Consider the following 16,838-nt stretch of genomic DNA (forward strand, 5'->3'; position numbering starts at 1 on the left):
ACCATATCTAACTGGTGGTTTCCAATGTAGTAAAAATCAATCACGGCGCTTCAATAAATTGGTCAACATTTGGCTGTAAATCGGTTGCCCATGCAATAAGTCTACTACGGCGTATGCAACCAACGAAACGACCGCGAGCGACATCAAATGGGTCACGGTCCCGACCATTTCTGTAATTAACAGGACTGCTGTAAATGGTGATTTAGTAATGCAGGCAAAATACGCTGCCATCGAAATTATGATTAAATTAATTACTAATCCAGCAGCAATCAAGTGCCAACTAACTAGTACCTGACCATATAGTGCGCCTAAAATTGCCCCTAGCGTTAAGATCGGTAGAAAGATCCCCCCAGGAACCCCCGAGCCATATGAAAGGGTTGCAAAAACAAAACGAACTACTAAGTACACTAATAGCATTAAAATTCCGGGCACCGCATTCGCAATTGCTAAAATCAGTCCATTCCCACCCCCAAGCGTAATCGGGAGGAAGTAACCAATCGGAATCACCAGCACTAACGGAATCATTACGAAGTAGTTACTAGCCATAAATTGAAACGGACGGTAGAACCACTGGGCATTTAAAGTTACCTGTTGGTAAACAATGCCGCCCAGCCCCAATAAGATTCCTAAAATAATTAGCAACCAGTATTGATCAAGCGGGAATGAATGTGCATATTCAATATGAAGCACCGGCGTTTGGCCAAATACCTCCGTTGAAACAAAGTTGGCGGCAATGGAGGCACAAATGGTAGTCGGCCAGACCCTCATTGGAAATTCATGGTAAATTTCTTCCAGGACAAATAACGCACTGGCAATCGGGGCGTTAAAGGCAGCCGATAACCCCGCTGCCGCCCCAGCGGCAATTGCCACCCGTCGGGCACTGCCGGTTAACCCTTGCCACTTAGCAATGCCCTGGGCAGTCGTCGAACCCAGTTGAATCGATGGTCCCTCGCGACCTAAGAACAATCCACTCCCGATCGCAAGCACCCCGCCAACGAATTTTTTCCATAGGATCGGCCAAAAGGGATAATCAAGACGGTTGGCAAGCTGGCCCTCGACCTGTGGGATTCCAGAACCCTTGATGTCTGGCGATTTTTTAATGCACCACCCCACGAACAAACAGATTAAAATGTTGATCAACAGCATTAAAAGCAACCAGAGATGATTCACATGGGCCGCTTGATAAAGCTGCTTGACCCAGTCTAAGTCCATTTCAATCAACCACCGAAAGAGGCTCACCACCGCACCAACGGCAAGACCAACTAACGCTCCATCCCATAAATACGCAATTTGTTTCCAATTTAACTTCTGCATCCCTTAATTCAGCTCCCGAATCATATTAATTATTATCATAACACAACAAAAAAGCTTTGGAACCAAGTTCCAAAGCTTTTGAGCAGCAAATAAATTTAATTACTTGTTGATAATGTTTTCACGAGCTTGTTCACTCAAGTTGTAGAATGAGTGAATTCCCTTGTATTGAGAAACCTTGCCTAATTGGTCTTCGATTCTCATTAATTGGTTGTACTTAGCGATCCGTTCGCCACGACTCATTGAACCAGTCTTGATTTGACCAGCGTTAAGAGCAACAACTAAGTCTGAGATAGTAGTATCTTCAGTTTCACCAGAACGGTGTGAGATGATAGCAGTGTATCCAGCTTCCTTAGCCATTTCAACGGCACGAACAGTTTCAGTTAAGGTACCGATTTGGTTAAGCTTGATTAAGATTGAGTTAGCAACACCCATCTTAATTCCCTTAGCTAGGTAATCAGTGTTAGTAACGAATAAATCATCACCAACGATTTGAACCTTCTTACCTAAGCGACGGGTAGCCATTTGCCAGTCTTCCCATTCGTTTTCATCCAAAGGATCTTCGATTGAAACGATTGGGTACTTGTCTACTAAGCTTTCAAGTAAAGTAACGAATTCATCAGCTGAGTATGACTTACCATCACCAACTAAGTTGTACTTCTTAGTCTTTGGATCGTAGAATTCTGATGAAGCACAGTCAAAGGCAATTGAAATGTCCTTACCTGGCTTGTAACCAGCCTTAGTAATTGCTTCTACTAAGATTTCGAATGGTTCTTCGTTGTTTTGTAAGTCAGGAGCAAATCCACCTTCATCACCAACGGCAGTGGAGTAACCACGGTCGTTTAAGATGCTCTTTAAGTTATGGAAGGTTTCTGAACCCATCCGAATAGCTTCCTTAACACTCTTAGCACCAACGGGCATAATCATGAATTCTTGGAAGTCAACCTTGTTGTTAGCATGCTTACCACCATTGATAACGTTCATCATAGGTGTTGGAAGTAAGTGTGCATTGAAACCACCAAAGTAGTTGTATAATGGAACACCTAATTCGTCAGCAGCAGCACGAGCAGCAGCTAGAGAAACACCTAAAATAGCGTTAGCACCTAACTTACCCTTATTAGGAGTACCGTCAAGCTTGATCATAGCTTCGTCAATAGCTAATTGGTCAGTTACATCGTAACCAACGATTTCCTTTGCAATGATGTTGTTAACATTGTCAACGGCTTTAAGAACACCCTTACCCATGTAACGGTTCTTGTCGCCATCACGTAATTCAACAGCTTCATGTTCACCAGTTGAGGCACCAGATGGAACGATTCCACGGCCAAAAGCACCGGCTTCAGTATATAATTCTACTTCAACAGTAGGGTTACCACGTGAGTCTAGGACTTCGCGAGCAAAAATATCGGAAATAATTGACATTGTATTCTCTCCTTAAGTGAAAGTTAATTACCCATTGGGTACAAAACCAATGAGCCGTAGTATGAACAACCTTGCAAAACAAAGTTTACGACAAAATATGAAACATTTTATCAGGGACTGTCCAACACCCCTTTAAAACTGAATAAATATATCATTTATTCATCATCTACATTGTTATGATACCATTTTTTGATTTTTAAAACCAATAAATCAACTATAATTATCGGAAAAATTAATAATGAATTAAATTTAGGAATTCTTTGGGATCAAGACTTGCACTTCCGACTAAAACACCATCAATGTCAGGTTGTGCCATTAGTGCCTTTACATTTTTGGGATTAACACTTCCACCGTATAAAACTCGAATGGAATCGGCAATTTCTGATGAATAAAGCCGACTGATCGTTTGCCTGATCAATGCACACCCCTCTTCAGCTTCAGCTGAACTAGCGGTAATTCCAGTTCCAATTGCCCACCGCGGTTCATAGGCAATCATCATATGCAACGCATCTGATTCTGAAACGTTTTTAAATGCTGCGATCACCTGGCTAACCACCCAATGCACCCCGTCTGAAGTCTCGGTCCTAACTAACGTCTCATCACAACAAACAATCGGATTGATATGATTCCGCAGCAATGCATGAACCTTTTTATTAACGACTTCATCATCTTCATCAAAATAATGGCGGCGTTCAGAATGACCAGCAATCGAATAGGTAACACCAGCCTCAGCCAACGCCTTCGGGCTAACCTCACCAGTGTAAGCCCCGGTATCATGATAATCACAATTTTCAGCGCCAATAATGACATCGGTCCCACTAGCATGTTCTAATAGCGGCCATAGGTACAGTGGTGAAGCCGCAATCATCACCTGGACTTCAGCTGGCCGCGGAATTTGATTTTTAATCGTTTCGATGTATGGAATCACTTGATCTGGCATCAAGTACATCTTCCAGTTAGCTCCAATAAATGGAACCCGTTTTTGGGCACTCATTAATAAGCTCCCCCTTATCAGGATATTAGCACGATTGAGTGTCTTCGTACCCAATCATTTTACTATAAATATTTTTCCTTAAGCAATTCGGATTGGAAACTTAAGGAAAATATATGTAAACAAAAAAGCCGTGCAATCAGCACGACTTTTAATAAATAATCAAAATTATTTATCGGAAATTGCAGCAATTCCTGGAAGGGTCTTACCTTCAAGATAAGTAAGTGAAGCTCCACCACCAGTAGAAACGTGAGTTAACTTGTCAGCGATTCCTAATTGCTTAACAGCAGCAGTAGAGTCACCACCACCAACAATCGTAGTAGCATCTTGTAAGTTAGCTAAGAAATCACCAACTGCTAAAGTTCCCTTAGCGAAGTTGCTCATTTCGAACACACCCATAGGTCCGTTCCAAACAACAGTCTTAGCATCTCTTAAGACGTTTTCAAATTCTTGAATTGACTTAGGACCGATATCTAAAGCCATCATTCCATCAGGAATGTCACCTTCAACGATTTCAGTCTTAGCATCGTTAGCAAATTTATCAGCAACAACGTTGTCAACAGGTAATACTAACTTGTCGCCAGCCTTGTCTAAAATTTGCTTAGCTAAATCGATTTTGTCTTGTTCAACTAATGAATTACCAATCTTGATTCCCTTGGCAGCGTAGAAAGTATAAGTCATTCCACCACCAATGATAACCTTATCAGCTTTATCTAATAAGTTATCGATAACGGTAATCTTATCAGAAACCTTAGCACCACCTAAAATGGCAACAAATGGACGCTTAGGATCATTAACGGCATTGCCAAGATACTTGATTTCCTTTTCCATTAAGAAACCAACCGCAGCTGGCTTACCAGCAGCTTCCATTGCCTTAGCAATTCCAACGTTTGAGGCATGAGAACGGTGAGCAGTACCAAATGCATCGTTTACGAATACATCACCAAGTGAAGCCCAGTATTCACCAAGTTTTGGATCATTACCAGATTCGCGCTTTACATATTCACCGTTAACAACATCTTCGTAACGAGTGTTTTCAACTAATAAAACATCACCGTCGTTCATCTTATTGATAGCATCTTCTAATTGAGGACCTTCAGTAGTAGGAACGAAAGTTACTGGCTTATTTAATAAGTTTGAAAGCCGTTCAGCAACTGGGCGTAGTGATAATTCTTTTTTATCGTCTTCACTCTTGATTCTGCCAAGGTGAGAGAAGATAATTGCTTTACCACCATGATCAACAACATAGTTGATCGTAGGAAGTGCTGCTACGATACGGTTATCATCACCGATTACACCATTCTTAATTGGAACGTTGAAATCAAGACGCATTAATACTTTTTTATCTTTTAAATCTAAATCAGAAACAGTTAATTTAGCCAATTTAGATACCTCCTAAATAAATATTAACTTAACACTTTTAATAATACAGCATTTAGAACCTAATCTCAAAGCAAAAGGTCAGCCATATTAAAATGTTAAATATAATAAAAAGGTGGAAGAGTAACCTCCCCCACCTTTTTTAGATTTTAATTATTTAATTTAATTAAAACTGCTTTTTATAGTTGAGCAAACTTCAATAAAGTACGAACCATGTTACAAGTGAAGCCCCATTCGTTATCGTACCAAGTCCAAACCTTAACTAATTGGTCATCACCAACAGTAGTTACGTCAGTTTGGGTAGGATCAAATACTGATCCGTGGGTATCACCAATGATATCACTTGATACAATTGGATCTTCAGCGTAACCGAAAGCTTCGTTACCTTCAGTATGCTTCTTGATTGCTGCATTAACTTCGTCAGCAGTAACCTTCTTGTCCAAAATAGCAGTTAATTCAGTTAATGAACCGTCAACTAATGGAACACGTTGAGCAACACCGTTTAACTTACCTTGTAATTCTGGAACAACTAAACCAAGCGCCTTAGCAGCACCAGTTGAATGAGGAATCGTATTTGCGCTAGCAGTACGGTTATTTCTCATCTTCTTACCTCTAGGACCATCCAAGATAGCTTGAGTGGAAGTGAAGGCATGGATAGTAGTCATAGTACCAACCTTGATACCGAATTCCTTGTTCAAGAAGTAAGCTGATGGTGCAATACTACTAGTAGTACATGAACCAGCAGAAACGATCTTGTCGTCAGCGTTAAGAGTGTCCAAGTTAACACCAGGAACAACAGTCTTGATTTGACCAGCAGGTGCTGAGATCAAGACACGCTTTGCGCCAGCGTCCAAGTGAGCTTGTGACTTTTCAGCTGAAGTGTAGAAACCTGTACATTCAAGAACATAGTCAACACCATTGTTCTTTACCCAAGGAATTTGTGAAGCATCCTTTTCTGCGTATACAGGGTATTCCTTACCGTCAACCACGATACCAGTGTCAGTTGAAGAAACCTTACCTGGGAACTTACCGTGAGTTGAGTCGTACTTCAATAAGTAAGCTAACATTGATGGAGTAGTTAAATCGTTGATAGCTACCACTTCGATGTCGCTTGAGTTAAGTTCGTGGATCCGCTTGAAAGCTAAACGTCCAATGCGTCCAAAACCATTAATACCAATTTTTACAGTCATACTGAATTTTCCTCCTTTAGGAAATAATAAGATAAATATTATTTTAAAGCAGTACAACAGTATACTACCACTTTTTACTGCTAGTGTCAGCCCCATTGCTCAATAAAATTTTTGAACAAAAACAACTGTCAAAGCAATTTACTAGGTAATAATTATCTTTATATTGCAGTATATCAACCGCTTTCATAATTTGCAAAACATAGGCCTTACTGTTTAAATTTCTAATAACGCCCCTTGCAATTTCATCATTTTTACGATATAGTTTTATATTGTTCGATTGAAAAATATAATCATATGCGCCTGTAGTGTAATGGATAGCACGTAAGATTCCGGTTCTTGAGATGAGGGTTCGATTCCCCCCAGGCGCACTCAGATAAAAAACGTTAGCAGCTTTACTGCTAACGTTTTTTTTATTGATTCGTTTGTTGGCGCTTGATAACTGCCATTACTAAATTCTTGGGCAAAATCGGGAGAAATCGCACTAATGGTCGTTGCCACCATTGCAATCCAGCAAAAACATTTAGCTTCCCCTTCATCATTCCACGATAGCCCCGTTTAGCAACCTTACTAGCATTGGCACCGTGGGCAAATAGCTTGGTGCTAGTTAAGTTTCCAGCCGTAGCAAAGCCTGTTTCAGTTACGCTAGGCAACAGGGTGGTCACGGTTACTTGTGTATCTGATAATTCAGAGCTGACGGCGTTGCCAAGCGAAGCCAAGTATGCCTTAGTGGCAAAATATTCGGCCTGCATCGGACCAGGCACCAACGCTGCCACCGAAGCGACGTTCAACACCCGTCCAGCGTTGCGCTTAACAAACTGGGGGAGAAATAATTTTAATAACCGCGTGGGGGCTTCAGCATTAACATGTAGCATGTTAATATCTTGTGAACCCGTACGATCCATGAATGTCCCCTGGCCACCAAATCCCGCATTGTTGATCAAATAATCAACAGTCAGGCCAGCTGATTGAACCTGGTCAAAGATGGTTTGGGCAGCTGATAGATCTTTAAAATCAACGGTAATCGTGTTAATCGGCACGTTAAATCGTTGCGCTAATTTACTTTGCAGGTGGGTTAACTTATCAGCGTTACGGCCCACTAAAATCAGTTGATGGCCATCATTAGCAGCCAATTGAGCAAATTCAATTCCAAGTCCTCCAGTTGCCCCAGTAATCAATACGGTTTCCATGTTGTTTCCCCCACCAATCGTGATATCATTATTTAAAATAATAACATAGCCGATGTATAATGGTGTCAATCGGAGCAGATAATTCAATTATTTGCAGTGATTTTATACATCGCTTTGTGGGCAAATGTTTTGACCTTCATTGACTATTAAGATAGAATTTAAATAGTCTAATTTTCAAATTAAATCAAAATTTAGGGGGACATTTAAAATGAACTTAATCCCAACTGTAATCGAGCAATCCGCTAACGGCGAAAGAGCTTATGACATTTACTCTCGGTTATTAAAGGATCGGATTATCATGTTATCCGGCCCAATCGAAGACGATATGGCAAACTCAATTATTGCTCAATTATTATTCTTGGATGCACAAGATTCTGATAAAGATATTTACCTATACATTAACTCACCAGGTGGGGTCATCACTTCTGGAATGGCGATTTACGATACAATGAACTTCGTTAAGTCAGATATCCAAGTGATTGTAATGGGGATGGCTGCTTCAATGGCCAGTGTACTTGCTTCATCAGGTACTAAGGGCAAACGTTTCGCATTACCACACGCCCAAGTTATGATTCACCAACCATCTGGTGGTGCTCAAGGAAAGCAAAGCGATATTGAAATCGCAGCAGAATCCATCTTGAGCGCTAGAAAGATGTTAAACAAGATCTTATCCGAAAACTCTGGCCAAACGGTTGCTAAGGTTAACCGTGATACCGATCGTGATAACTACTTAACTGCTGAAGAAGCCGTTAAGTATGGATTACTAGATGGAATTATGACCAGCAAGAATGAACAAGATAAAGATACTAAAAAATAATTAATCCCTTATAATTGGGATAATTAATTTAAAAGCAGTAGTCAATTAATTGGCTACTGCTTTTTTGTTTATAAAAATTGGGGCTTAGAAAATAAGACACGTTAAAACATTGATTTGGCAAGCTTTCAATCGAATTTGTAACCATAAATCCGCCCAGTAATTCACCCTTAGAAATAGGGATAAGCTACCATTTTTATCAATGCTTTGATACTATACTCATAATAAATTGTACAATAACTAATTTAATATTTAACAAGGAGGAACAATGGAAAACATAATCGATAAAATCATCTTAAATCTAAGGGTGACTCGTTCTACAATTAAATGGTGGGCAATTATAGCCGTTCTATTATTTATAGCTAACCTAATCATCAGTGCTTTAAATGCTGATGATTTAAGCACCCTAATAGCAGTGCCAACCGTTTATACTTTAATAGCGGCTTTAACATATTTAATCAGGATTCTGATTATTTACGTAATCCTTTCATTAATCCCAATTGCTTGGATAACTAAAGCACTATGCTTCATTAGTACGGCGGTAGTTTTTGGTGGAATTGGTTCGATCATTAGCAACTTTTCATTAAACAATATTGGTGGATCACTAATCAAAATTATTTTCAATATCAGCTATATTGTTTTAATCTATATGTTTGCTACCGTTTCAATTCAAACCATTCATGGCATTAAATTCCAATCCGATCGTAATTATCTTGCAAAGTGGTCTAATGCTTTTAAAATTACGTTGCACGCCCATTGGCATCAATTAATAATTGCAATGATCATTTATTTTGTATTGCTGACTATCATCCAAGTTCCATTAACTAATTTTTAAATTAACATCTAATAAAAACACACCTTCAAACCGTCAATAAGACCGTTCTAAGGTGTGTTTTTAATTGATATTAAAAATTAATTTTTTCCCCTGACTTCTTTAAACGTAAATATAATTAAAACACCATAGTCAAGGACAATTGCCCTAAAAAGAGCACCGACATACGTAAAAGTAGCAATTTCAAATCCTAATCGAGCTAGCTTTTCGATTTGTAAGGTAAAAAATAGTGCTGTCATCACTAATAAAAATAACCATGAAAATGGCATTTTATTTCTAATTGTAACTTTATTATTAAAATAATAAACGTGGATTGAAAAGAATAGAATTATAGCAATTATTTCAACGAAAAAAGAAAAATCTAGAAATCCCGTAAATAAATTAAATAAATTCAGCCCCATTGCTAACAAATTAAAATACCAAGCTATTAAGGCATAATTAATTTGATGACCCTTGTTAGTACTGTGCTCCTTAGCTTTTGGATGATCCAAAACTGCAATCAAATCCGTATTATATAATTCTGAAAGCTGTTTAATCGTGTAAATATCAGGAACGCTCCTATCATTTTCCCATCCAGACACCGTTTTTCTAGAAACGTGCAGATGATCAGCAACGTCGTTTTGGGTTAAATTAACTTTATTCCTTGATTTTTTTAATTTTTGACCTAATTTCATTTCAATCCCTTTTATTAACTATTCGTTTTCCATTGCCGCAATCCGTTCCTCAGTTTGCATGCGCAGATTTTCAGCAAAGTCATTAATCTTTTTCAAGCGATGGTTAATTCCTGACTTAGAAATTACCCCACTGGGCACCAATTCACCAAGTTCCTTTAGGGTCACTTCTTTATTCTCTAAGCGAATCTCGGCTACTTCGCGTAACTTATCTGGAAGCTGGTCTAAACCAACCGTTTCGGCAATAAAGTTAATGCTTGCGATCTGCTTCGTTGCGGCATTGGCCACCTTATTCATGTTGGCGTTCTCACAATTGACCAAGCGATTGACGGAGTTACGCATATCACGGACAATTCGAATATCTTCAAAGTGTAACATCGAGTTGGTGGCGCCAATCAACTGCAAGAAATCAGCAATTTTTTCAGCACCCTTTAAATAGGTAATAAACCCACTGCGTCGACTAGTGGTCTTGGCTTCTAGGTGATAACGATTCATCATCTCAGTAATCATTTCGTTGTGGGTTTCGTATAACGAATAAATTTCCAAGTGATATCGCGATGTTTCTGGATTATTAACAGAGCCACCAGCTAAAAAAGCTCCCCGCAAATAAGAACGAACTTGGGAATCACTTTCCAGTAGTGCAAGCGGCACCGTTTCAACTAATTCATACCCCTTTAAAATCCCCAAATCATCTAAAATCTTTTTGGTATTGGTAGTAATTCGTACTACATATACATTATTTTTCTTCAATTTCATTCGTTTGCGAACGATTAAATTACTCTCAACATCATAAAATTCTAATAATAAACGATAGATTCGCCTAGCAATCGCAGGGTTTTCGGTTTGAACATTTAAAATTAATTCATGGTTAACGATCGTTAAAGAACCATTCATTCTAATCAATGCCATTAACTCTGGTTTAGCGTTCTCTCTATGAACCTTAAGCGTCGTTAGCTCCTTTTTGACTTGACTAGCATACGACATTTATCTCACTCCATTCCGTCACCCATTTATTTATTATCAATCAGCTTCAAAAGCTCATTTGATACCGCTTCACCGTTATGGTAAGCACCATGGTCATGAAGTTTTAAGAAATCAGAAGTAATTACCTTACAATTTTGATTTAAAAGCCCTGATTGATCATGGGTAACTTGAATTGAACTTTCATCTTCATTGCGGTGAATATAGTTTACTGGGACCTTTTTATTATTCACCATTACCGCATCAATAATATTATGGTTAAAATGACGATTCAAAACCGCAACGTGATCTGAATCAGTAAAGCCATTCGTTTCGCCACTTTGGGTCATAATATTACAGATATAAACAATTTCTGCACTTGTATGAAGGACCGCATCATGTACCTCTGGAATCATTAAATTCGGTAAAATACTAGTAAACAAACTACCTGGTCCTAAGACGATTTGATCAGCGTTTAAAATCGCATCAACTACCGGTTGAACAGCCTTAGGAGCCCCCATTTGATCATCACGATCGACCCAAACTCGTTCAATCATCTTATGGGCCTTAGTAATTTCGGATTCTCCAGCTAATTGCGTTCCATCAGTAAATTCAGCGTGCAAGGTAATTAGATCATCACTAGCTGGATAGATGTGTCCCTTAACCTGCATAATCCGAGTTAAATCTTGAACCCCTTGAAAAATATTACCCTTCATCTCAGATAAAGCGGTAATCAACAAATTACCAATTGCATGTCCAGCTAAAAATTTATCGCTTCCCTTGAAACGATATTGAAACAGCTTCAAAAATTCAGGATCAGCATCTGATAATGCCACGATTACGTTTCGAATATCACCAGGTGGCACCACGTTAATGTAGTTTCTAAGCACCCCGGATGATCCCCCATCATCAGCAACAGTAACAATTGCAGTGATGTCGACGTCTTTATCCTTAAGTGCCCGTAGAATCACTGGGACCCCGGTTCCACCGCCAATCACAACGATTCGAGGTTGATGTGATTTAATTTGTGGCATTCCGATTCCCCTCCTTATTATTGAAATGGTTTTAATGTAATTAATTTTATTTTTAGATGGCCTAAATCACCATAACTTTTAGTATAACATACCTGGTGTTTCTTTTTGATCATAAAACAAAAAAAGACGAACATTCGTCTTTTTCTTATCATTTATTTAATTTTTCAGTTCTTTCAGTATCAGTCTCCAAAACCGGTTTTAGATACTGGCCAGTATAACTAGCTTTAACCTGACAAACTTCTTCTGGGGTACCAGTCGCAACGATTTGGCCACCACCATCCCCACCTTCGGGACCTAAGTCAATCAAGTAATCAGCTGTTTTGATCACATCCAAGCTATGCTCAATGACCAATACCGTATTGCCCTTATCAACTAACTCGTGCAAAATTTTCAAGAGTCGTCCAATGTCATCGGTATGCAACCCAATCGTTGGTTCATCAAGGATGTAGAAATTCTTTCCGTTTGATTTTTTGTACAGTTCAGCTGACAGCTTCATCCGTTGGGCTTCCCCACCGGAAAGCGTGGTGGCGGATTGACCTAGTTTAACATAGCCAAGCCCGACTTCATCAATCGTCTTCAATTTCCGAGTGATTTTAGGAATTGCCTTAAAGAACTTCAGGGCTTCGCTAACCGTCATGTCTAAAACATCTGAAATATTCTTGCCCTTATATTCAACCTCCAAGGTTTCAGCGTTATAACGCTTTCCATGACAAACCTCACAGGGAACGTAGACATCGGGGAGGAAGTTCATTTCAATCTTTAAAATTCCATCCCCATGACAAGTCTCACATCGGCCACCCTTCACATTGAAACTGAAACGACCCTTCTTATACCCGCGTAGCTTAGCCTCGTTGGTTTCCGCAAAGAGATCGCGAATATCATCAAAAACACCGGTATAAGTGGCTGGATTACTCCTTGGGGTCCTGCCGATTGGGCTTTGATCGATACTAACTAGCTTTTCGATGTTCTTGTAGCCACGAATTGACTTGTATTTTCCGGGCCGTGCTGAATTATGATTCAGTTTCTGAGCGAGAGCCCGCTTTAAAATCGTGTTCACTAACGTTGATTTACCGGAACCAGATACGCCAGAAACAACTACAAATTCGCCAAGGGGGAAACTAACCGTTACATCCTTTAGGTTATTTTCCTGTGCTCCAGTAATTGTAATTTTTTTACCATTGCCATTTCGCCGTTTTAAAGGAACTGGAATAAACTTCTTACCAGAAAGATATTGACCCGTCAATGATTTAGGGTTCTTAGCGATCTGTGCTGGGGTCCCAGCAGCCATCACCTGCCCACCATTTTGCCCAGCTCCAGGGCCGATATCAACAATGTAATCCGCATCCTCCATGGTATCCTTATCGTGTTCAACCACGACCAACGTATTCCCCAAATCACGCATTGATTGCAGCGATTTGATCAAACGATTGTTGTCCCTTTGGTGCAACCCGATTGAAGGTTCATCTAGAACATAAAGCACTCCTGAAAGATTAGAACCGATTTGTGTTGCCAAGCGAATCCGTTGCGATTCGCCCCCAGAAAGGGTACCAGCAGTTCTGGCCAGGGTAAGATAATCCAACCCAACGTTTTTCAAAAAGGTTAAGCGGTCAATAATTTCTTTAATAATCGGTTTAGCGATCACGGAATCCTTTTCACCAAAATGAAGTTGGTGAAAGTAATTCAATTCTTTTTCAACGTCAATTGCTGATACTTGACTAATGTTTTGATCGGCCACTTTCACACACAATGCCCGTTCGTTCAACCGATAGCCATGACAAGTCTGACAGGTCAATTCAGTCATGTATTCACGCATTGTTTTGCGCGTGAACTCACTATTGGTGCTATGGAACCTTCGATCGATATTATTCATGACCCCTTCAAATGGCATATCGAGATCACGCGTCCCACCAAAATTGCTTTCAAAATTAAAATGGAACTGCTTCTTTCCTGAACCATAAAGCACTAGATCACGTTGCTTTTTCGGCAATTTATTGAACGGAGTATTCATATCGATACCGAATTGCTCACACGCCTGTTTTAACATGTTCGGGTAGTATTCTGAACTAATTGGGTTCCAAGGTGCTAATGCCCCCTGTGCCAAGGTCTTAGTCCGATCAGGAATCACTAAATCCTGATCTACTTCAAGTTTGACCCCTAACCCATCACAGTCAGGACAAGCCCCTAATGGTGAGTTAAAAGAGAACAAGCGGGGTTCTAACTTACCAACCGTAAAACCGCAAAATGGACATGAATAGTGTTCTGAAAAGACCATGTTATCACGTTTACCCATGAAATCGGCAATTGCATACCCATCACTTAACCGTAACGCCGCTTCCAATGAATCCGATAACCGCGATTTAATTCCATCTTTAATAATGATTCGATCGATCACGACATTGATGGTATGCCGTTTATTTTTATCTAATTCAATCGAATCATCCAAGTCCATTACTTCACCATCAACTTGAATGCGGACAAACCCTTCACGTTTAATTTTTTTGAGCAGTTCCTTATGTTGCCCCTTTTTATCACGAACAACGGGAGCTAAGATCTGGAGCCGTGTGCGTTCTGGCAAGTTGATTAACTCACCCATCATTTGATCGACCGATTGACTAGTAATCTTGGTTCCATCATTAGGGCAGATCGGCGTCCCGACCCGTGCCCATAACAATCTAAAGTAGTCATTAATTTCGGTAACGGTCCCCACTGTTGAACGGGGATTATGAGAGGTTGTTTTTTGATCGATCGAAATGGCTGGACTCAACCCTTCAATCGAATCAACATCGGGCTTATCCATCTGGCCTAAAAATTGCCGAGCGTAGGAAGACAGACTTTCTACGTAGCGACGTTGTCCCTCTGCATATAGCGTATCAAAGGCCAATGAACTTTTTCCAGAGCCCGATAAACCAGTCATCACCGTTAATTGATTCTTAGGAATTGTAACGTTAATGTCCTTGAGGTTATGTTCACGCGCCCCACGAATAATAATTTTATCGTTTAACACTTAGCACCATCCTTACATTTTTGCTTGTAGTTCAATAATCGTATCCCGAAGGTTCGCAGCATGTTCAAAATCAAGCCGCTTCGATGCATCTTGCATTTCATCTTCCAGCCGCCCAATCATTGCTTGTTTTTCTGGTTTCGTCATCTTCTTAAAATCAGTTTCAATAATTTCGTTATTCGACTCGGCATTTTCAGCCTCAATTTTATCCCCACTGACCGAGATAACTGGGGAGATCGCTTTTTTAATCGTGTGTGGCGTAATTCCATGTTCATGATTGTATTTTTCTTGAATTTCACGCCGCCGTTGCGTTTCATCAATTGCTTTTTTCATTGAATCGGTCATCGAATCAGCGTACATGATTACTTCACCGTTTTCATTTCTGGCTGCCCGTCCGATGGTTTGAATCAGTGAACGCTCATTTCTCAAGAAACCTTCCTTATCAGCATCTAGAATTGCTACTAATGAAACTTCAGGGACGTCAATTCCCTCCCGCAAGAGGTTAATGCCGACCAACACATCGAATTTACCAGCACGGAGGTCGTGGATGATTTTGGTCCGCTCTAAAGTCTTGATATCACTATGCAAGTAGCGTACCTTGATTCCTAGATCCTTGAGATAATCAGTCAAATCTTCTGACATCTTCTTGGTCAACGTTGTCACGAAAACCCGTTCGTTGCGTTCGATTCTTTGGTTGATTTCACCCACTAAATCATCCATCTGCCCCATAATTGGCCGCACCTTTACGATTGGATCCAATAATCCGGTTGGTCGAATAATTTGTTGAACCACCTGGTCAGCATGCTTTAATTCATAAGGTCCCGGAGTTGCAGACATGTAAATGACTTGGTTGATGTGATCCTCAAATTCAGGCATTTTTAATGGTCGGTTGTCAAGGGCACTCGGCAATCTAAACCCATATTCGATCAAACGCTCTTTTCTGGCCTTATCACCATTATACATCCCCCCAACCTGGGGAATCGTTTGGTGAGATTCATCAATGACCATTAAAAAGTCCTTCGGAAAGAAGTCCATCAACGTGTAAGGGGGTTCGCCTGGTTTACGGCCATCCATGAATCGAGAATAATTTTCAATCCCGTTGGTATAACCCATTTCACGCATCATTTCAATATCGTATGTGGTCCGCTGTTTCAGTCGTTGGGCCTCTAATAGTTTACCCTCTGACTCTAACTTAGCGTGTTGCGTCTTTAATTCCTTTTGAATCCCATCCAAAGCGTGATCCATAATCTGATCATCAGCTAAAAAGTGGGTTGCTGGGAAGATTACGATTTTATCTTTATCACTGATAATTTCGCCAGTTAAAGTATCAACTTCTCTGATTCGATCAATTTCATCGCCAAAGAATTCAATCCGATAGGCATACTTACTCCCAGAAGCGGGAAAGACTTCAACCACATCGCCACGGACTCTGAACCGGCCACGTTGAAAATCAATGTCATTACGGTCAAATTGAATGTTGACCAACTCCCGTAGCAACGTATTTCGATCAATTTGTTGCCCGACTTTTAGCGGAATCGTGTGGTCAAAGTACTCCTTAGGACTCCCTAACCCGAAAATTGCAGAAACAGATGCCACGACAATTACATCGTTACGTTCTAGCAACGCACTGGTAGCCGCATGCCGCAATTGATCAATTTCATCATTGATCGAAGAATCCTTTTCAATATAGGTATCACTGGAAGGCACATATGCTTCTGGTTGATAGTAATCATAATAACTAACGAAATATTCAACCGCATTATGGGGAAAAAAGCGCTTCAGTTCACTATAAAGCTGTCCTGCAAGCGTCTTATTATGGGACAGGACCAACGTGGGTTTGTTCAAATTCTTAATCACATTAGAAATAGTAAACGTCTTCCCGGTTCCAGTTGCTCCCAATAGGATTTGTTCCCTATCACCCTTTTTTACTCCATCAGTCAACTCTTGAATGGCTTTAGGTTGGTCCCCCGTTGGCTGGTAATCTGAAACCAAGTCGAATTTATTATCCGTAATTCGATTAATCTCTGCCATCTAATTTATCCCCC

The 16,838-nt window shown here is 40.1% G+C and carries 13 protein-coding genes and 1 tRNA gene; 3 read left to right on the forward strand and 11 right to left on the reverse strand.

Annotation, left to right across the window (positions count from 1 at the left end):
* Nucleotides 1–36: 36 nt before the first annotated feature.
* The 5 genes from ACSVI6_RS06355 to gap form a co-directional block, all read right to left on the reverse strand.
* Nucleotides 37–1,314 (reverse strand): ClC family H(+)/Cl(-) exchange transporter, encoded by a 1,278-nt coding sequence (locus tag ACSVI6_RS06355; protein WP_491719708.1) that lies wholly within the window; start codon nucleotides 1,312–1,314, stop codon nucleotides 37–39.
* Between the two features lie 99 nt (nucleotides 1,315–1,413).
* Nucleotides 1,414–2,733, reverse strand: coding sequence for a phosphopyruvate hydratase (eno, locus tag ACSVI6_RS06360; RefSeq protein ID WP_491716613.1), 1,320 nt, complete (start codon nucleotides 2,731–2,733; stop codon nucleotides 1,414–1,416).
* 232 nt (nucleotides 2,734–2,965) lie between these two features.
* On the reverse strand, nucleotides 2,966–3,727 hold the full coding sequence (gene tpiA, locus ACSVI6_RS06365) for a triose-phosphate isomerase (protein WP_491716614.1): 762 nt from the start codon (nucleotides 3,725–3,727) through the stop codon (nucleotides 2,966–2,968).
* A gap of 165 nt (nucleotides 3,728–3,892) precedes the next feature.
* On the reverse strand, nucleotides 3,893–5,107 hold the full coding sequence (locus ACSVI6_RS06370; protein WP_491716615.1) for a phosphoglycerate kinase: 1,215 nt from the start codon (nucleotides 5,105–5,107) through the stop codon (nucleotides 3,893–3,895).
* 176 nt (nucleotides 5,108–5,283) lie between these two features.
* Complete coding sequence (gap, locus tag ACSVI6_RS06375) at nucleotides 5,284–6,294, reverse strand: type I glyceraldehyde-3-phosphate dehydrogenase (protein ID WP_491719709.1); 1,011 nt, start codon at nucleotides 6,292–6,294, stop codon at nucleotides 5,284–5,286.
* Nucleotides 6,295–6,590: 296 nt separating this feature from the next.
* Between gap and ACSVI6_RS06380 the strand changes: the two genes are divergently transcribed.
* Nucleotides 6,591–6,662: transfer RNA gene (locus ACSVI6_RS06380), tRNA-Arg, on the forward strand.
* A 42-nt stretch (nucleotides 6,663–6,704) separates the two neighbouring features.
* On the opposite strand, the gene ACSVI6_RS06385 is transcribed toward ACSVI6_RS06380, so the two are convergent.
* The gene (locus tag ACSVI6_RS06385; RefSeq protein WP_491720670.1) at nucleotides 6,705–7,550 is read right to left on the reverse strand and encodes an SDR family NAD(P)-dependent oxidoreductase; all 846 of its coding nucleotides are present in this window, start codon (nucleotides 7,548–7,550) and stop codon (nucleotides 6,705–6,707) included.
* Between the two features lie 139 nt (nucleotides 7,551–7,689).
* On the opposite strand from ACSVI6_RS06385, the gene ACSVI6_RS06390 reads away from it, so the two are divergent.
* A complete protein-coding gene (locus ACSVI6_RS06390) occupies nucleotides 7,690–8,298 on the forward strand; it encodes an ATP-dependent Clp protease proteolytic subunit (RefSeq protein ID WP_491716618.1) in 609 nt (202 codons plus the stop codon).
* A gap of 265 nt (nucleotides 8,299–8,563) precedes the next feature.
* Entirely contained in the window at nucleotides 8,564–9,130 is a 567-nt protein-coding gene (locus tag ACSVI6_RS06395) for a hypothetical protein (protein ID WP_491719711.1), read from the forward strand.
* Between the two features lie 77 nt (nucleotides 9,131–9,207).
* Here ACSVI6_RS06395 and ACSVI6_RS06400 read toward each other — a convergent pair whose 3' ends face one another.
* From ACSVI6_RS06400 to uvrB, 5 genes are all read right to left on the reverse strand, one after another.
* Nucleotides 9,208–9,801 (reverse strand): helix-turn-helix transcriptional regulator, encoded by a 594-nt coding sequence (locus tag ACSVI6_RS06400; protein WP_491719712.1) that lies wholly within the window; start codon nucleotides 9,799–9,801, stop codon nucleotides 9,208–9,210.
* A gap of 18 nt (nucleotides 9,802–9,819) precedes the next feature.
* The gene (whiA, locus tag ACSVI6_RS06405; RefSeq protein WP_491719713.1) at nucleotides 9,820–10,782 is read right to left on the reverse strand and encodes a DNA-binding protein WhiA; all 963 of its coding nucleotides are present in this window, start codon (nucleotides 10,780–10,782) and stop codon (nucleotides 9,820–9,822) included.
* 26 nt (nucleotides 10,783–10,808) lie between these two features.
* Nucleotides 10,809–11,792, reverse strand: coding sequence for a gluconeogenesis factor YvcK family protein (locus ACSVI6_RS06410; RefSeq protein ID WP_491716622.1), 984 nt, complete (start codon nucleotides 11,790–11,792; stop codon nucleotides 10,809–10,811).
* A 148-nt stretch (nucleotides 11,793–11,940) separates the two neighbouring features.
* Nucleotides 11,941–14,796 carry an excinuclease ABC subunit UvrA gene (gene uvrA, locus ACSVI6_RS06415; protein ID WP_491720671.1) on the reverse strand — a complete coding sequence of 952 codons (2,856 nt, stop codon included), beginning with the start codon at nucleotides 14,794–14,796 and terminating at the stop codon, nucleotides 11,941–11,943.
* A gap of 12 nt (nucleotides 14,797–14,808) precedes the next feature.
* Nucleotides 14,809–16,824: an excinuclease ABC subunit UvrB gene (gene uvrB / locus ACSVI6_RS06420; RefSeq protein WP_491716624.1), complete on the reverse strand. Its 2,016-nt coding sequence runs from the start codon at nucleotides 16,822–16,824 to the stop codon at nucleotides 14,809–14,811.
* Nucleotides 16,825–16,838: the final 14 nt, after the last annotated feature.

The sequence above is a fragment of the Nicoliella sp. ESL1106 genome (assembly GCF_058509965.1).

What these genes read in the sequence shown, in the direction of transcription:
- ACSVI6_RS06355 (WP_491719708.1), bottom strand. Translation starts at nt 1,314, where the DNA reads ATGCAGAAGTTAAATTGGAAACAAATTGCGTATTTATGGGATGGAGCG.
- eno (WP_491716613.1), bottom strand. Translation starts at nt 2,733, where the DNA reads ATGTCAATTATTTCCGATATTTTTGCTCGCGAAGTCCTAGACTCACGT.
- tpiA (WP_491716614.1), bottom strand. Translation starts at nt 3,727, where the DNA reads ATGAGTGCCCAAAAACGGGTTCCATTTATTGGAGCTAACTGGAAGATG.
- gap (WP_491719709.1), bottom strand. Translation starts at nt 6,294, where the DNA reads ATGACTGTAAAAATTGGTATTAATGGTTTTGGACGCATTGGACGTTTA.
- ACSVI6_RS06390 (WP_491716618.1), top strand. Translation starts at nt 7,690, where the DNA reads ATGAACTTAATCCCAACTGTAATCGAGCAATCCGCTAACGGCGAAAGA.
- ACSVI6_RS06395 (WP_491719711.1), top strand. Translation starts at nt 8,564, where the DNA reads ATGGAAAACATAATCGATAAAATCATCTTAAATCTAAGGGTGACTCGT.
- ACSVI6_RS06400 (WP_491719712.1), bottom strand. Translation starts at nt 9,801, where the DNA reads ATGAAATTAGGTCAAAAATTAAAAAAATCAAGGAATAAAGTTAATTTA.
- whiA (WP_491719713.1), bottom strand. Translation starts at nt 10,782, where the DNA reads ATGTCGTATGCTAGTCAAGTCAAAAAGGAGCTAACGACGCTTAAGGTT.
- ACSVI6_RS06410 (WP_491716622.1), bottom strand. Translation starts at nt 11,792, where the DNA reads ATGCCACAAATTAAATCACATCAACCTCGAATCGTTGTGATTGGCGGT.
- uvrB (WP_491716624.1), bottom strand. Translation starts at nt 16,824, where the DNA reads ATGGCAGAGATTAATCGAATTACGGATAATAAATTCGACTTGGTTTCA.